Below are 2856 nucleotides of genomic sequence, written 5' to 3'. Positions count from 1 at the left end.
GGGGCGGCGGCCAGGGCGGTCGCCGCGAGCCCGGCCGCCGCCACGGTGGCGGCTCCGCGGACGCGAGGGGGACGGATCTTCACTCTGCCTCCAGGGGGGATTGGGCGCGCCCGAATGGCGCGCCGGAGGTCACGGGTCATGCTGGAAGATCCGTGAACGCCCATGTAAGGCGAGAAAGTGACCAACCGACCATCTACGGATTGTCACAATGGGTGCGGGTTCCGTGGCCGATTCTCGGGGAGGACTGCCCGTTCGGCGGGTTTCGGACCAGGACAAGAGGTCCAATGACGATCCGCTCCAGGGGGTGACGCCCGCGCGGGGGGACGGGAGGATGGTCCGGTGACGCTCCTCTTGGCCCGTTCCATCCTTGAGTCGCTGCTCGACCCCGCCCCCTGCCTGGACGCCCTGCGCCGCGGTTTCACGGCCGGGGACGGCGGCGCCGCCGCCCGCCGGGTGATCGTCGAGCTGCCCGGACAGGGCACCGCGACGGCGCTGATGCCGGGCGTGGTCGAGGGGATCCCCGCGTACACGGTGAAGGTGAACGCGAAGTTCCCCGGCAGCCGCCCGGCGCTGCGCGGCGTCGTCTGCCTGCACGACCTCGGGACCGGCGAGCTGCTGGCCCTGCTGGACTCGGCGACCGTGACCGCCTGGCGCACCGGCCTGGCCGCCGCCCTCGGCACCCACGCGCTGGCGCGCCCCGCGGCGGGCTCGGTCGCGGTGATCGGGGCGGGCGCGCAGGCCGAACTGGTCATGCGGGGCCTGGGCGAGCTGCGGGAGGTGCGGGGCCTCACGGTGTTCGACCTGGACGCCGGCCGCGCCGCCGACTTCGCCGCGCGGCACGGCGCCCGGCTGGACGTGCCCGCGACCGTCGCGCCGGACCCGCGCGCCGCCGCCCGGGACGCCGGGATCGTCGTCCTGGCGACCTGGGCGCGCCGCCCCCTGCTGCACGCCGCCGACGTGGCGCCCGGGACGCACCTCACCTCGCTCGGCGCGGACCAGCCCGGCAAGGCGGAACTGGGGGCCGACCTGCTGGGGGGCGCCCGTGTCGTCGTCGACGACGTCGCCCTGGCCGTCGAGATGGGCGTGCTGGCGGGCGCGGGCCTGGACGTCGAGCACGCCGCCGGGACGCTGCGCGACCTGATGCGCGGCCAGGTGCCCGGGCGGGTGAAGGACGGCGAGGTCACCGTGTACGCGCCCGTCGGGCTGCCCTGGCAGGACCTCGCGCTGAGCTGGACGGCCTATACCGCGGCGCGTGCGGCGGGCGCCGGAGCGGTGTTCGATTTCCTTGCCTGAACCGGTTCCGGCCCATCAGGTGTACAACCGCTAATTGGCGGAATACCCATCGCTGGATTCCTGGTTTTCCCGGTGTCTTTGCATTGACTCCGTGAATAGTGTTGGCTCCGTCCGGTAAGACTTCAGTAGTCGCGAGGCCTGTCGAAGGTGACCTCTTGAAAATTCGATTTCGCGCTGACCGAATCCCCGTCACCCCTTCTCGGGCCCCTCCGCGAGTTAGCCTCGAAGCGCGTTCGGTGTTTGTCCTTTCTCAGGTCGCGGACGGGTGGCCGTGTTGGAGACGAAAATGATTCGGATTATGCTCGCCGAGGGGGCGCCCCTCCTGCGCGGCGGGCTGGTCGCGCTGCTCGACCGGGTGAAGGATCTCGACGTGGTGGCGGCGGTCGGCGCCGGCGATCAGGTGCTCCGCACGGCGCGCAGACGCCGGCCCGACGTCGCGCTGATCGACGTCGGGCTCCCGGGCCTGGACGGCTTCACGGCCGCCCGGGCGTTACGTGAGGCCGTCCCGGAGTGCCGCACCGTCCTGATGGCGGGCCGCTGCCGGACCGGCGACCTGCGGCGCGCGGTGGCCGCGCGGGCGTCCGGGCTCGTGCTGAAGGACACCTCGCCGGGCGAGCTCGTGGACGCGATCAGGCGGGCGGCCGAGGGCGCGCGCGTCATCGACCCCGACATGGCCTTCACCGAACTCGGCTCGGCTCAGAGCCCGCTCACCGAGCGGGAGATCGAGGTCCTCACCCTGGCGTCACGGGGCGCGTCCGCGGCGCAGATCGCCGAGGACCTCGTCCTGACGATCGGCACCGTCCGCAACCACCTCTCCCGCATCAACCGCAAGATCGGCGCGGAGAACCGGGTCCAGGCCATCCGGATCGCCGAGGACGCCGGGTGGCTGTGAGCCGTCCTCCCAGCGCCCGGTCAGGTCCCGGTACAGCGGGCACACCGCGGGCAGGTCCGCGTGCCGCCCGAGGTGGGCGCGGGTCCCGTCCAGCACCAGGACGCGGCGGGCGCGCATCGCCGAGCTGATCCGGTGCGCGATGACGACCAGCGTGCCGGGCCGCCGCGCGAACGCCTCCTCCACCCGCGCCTCGGCGGCCGGGTCGAGCCGGTACGCGGCCTCGTCCAGGATGACGAGGCCCTGCGGCGCGAGGTAGGCCCGGCACAGCGCCACGCACTGCCGCTGCGCCTCGGTCAGCGCGCCGGGCTCCAGCCGCGCCCCGTACCCGCCGAGGTCGCGGACGAGCGGCGCCAGCCCGAGGGCGTCCACCGCCCGGCCCGCCTCCTCCGGACCGGCGTCCGGCGCGTAGTAGGCGAGGTTGTCGAGCAGGGTGCCGCCGAACACGTACGCCTCCTGCGGGACGAGCACCCGGCGGGCCGGATCGCCCGCCGGGCGCCCGTCCACCAGCACCTCGCCCGCGCCGGGCGCGGCCAGCCCCGCGATCAGCGCCGCCAGCGTCGACTTGCCGATGCCGCTCGGCCCCCTGGAGGACTTCCTCAAGGGCGGTCCCTCCACCGGCGGCGCCCACAAGAGCTCCGACACCAAGTGACGGCCGCCTAGCTTAGGCGACC

At 74.0% G+C, this 2856-nt stretch carries 2 protein-coding genes and 1 pseudogene; 2 read left to right on the top strand and 1 reads right to left on the bottom strand.

Annotated elements, in window-relative coordinates; translation table 11 throughout:
• Positions 1-339 precede the first annotated feature (339 nt).
• Positions 340-1293 (top strand): ornithine cyclodeaminase family protein, encoded by a 954-nt coding sequence (locus tag AB0K37_RS41525; protein ID WP_363991559.1) that lies wholly within the window; start codon positions 340-342, stop codon positions 1291-1293.
• 286 nt (positions 1294-1579) lie between these two features.
• A complete protein-coding gene (locus tag AB0K37_RS41520; RefSeq protein WP_363991556.1) occupies positions 1580-2185 on the top strand; it encodes a response regulator transcription factor in 606 nt (201 codons plus the stop codon).
• Between the two features lie 228 nt (positions 2186-2413).
• Here AB0K37_RS41520 and AB0K37_RS41515 read toward each other — a convergent pair.
• Positions 2414-2800 (bottom strand): annotated as a pseudogene (locus AB0K37_RS41515) (ATP-binding cassette domain-containing protein); the annotation flags it as partial.
• Positions 2801-2856 lie beyond the last annotated feature (56 nt).

The organism is Actinomadura sp. NPDC049753, assembly GCF_040674655.1.
In the GTDB taxonomy this organism is placed as follows: Bacteria; Actinomycetota; Actinomycetes; order Streptosporangiales; family Streptosporangiaceae; genus Spirillospora; species Spirillospora verrucosospora.
The sequence above is the reverse complement of the archived record's forward strand: the minus strand, read 5'-3'. Positions and strand labels throughout refer to the sequence as shown.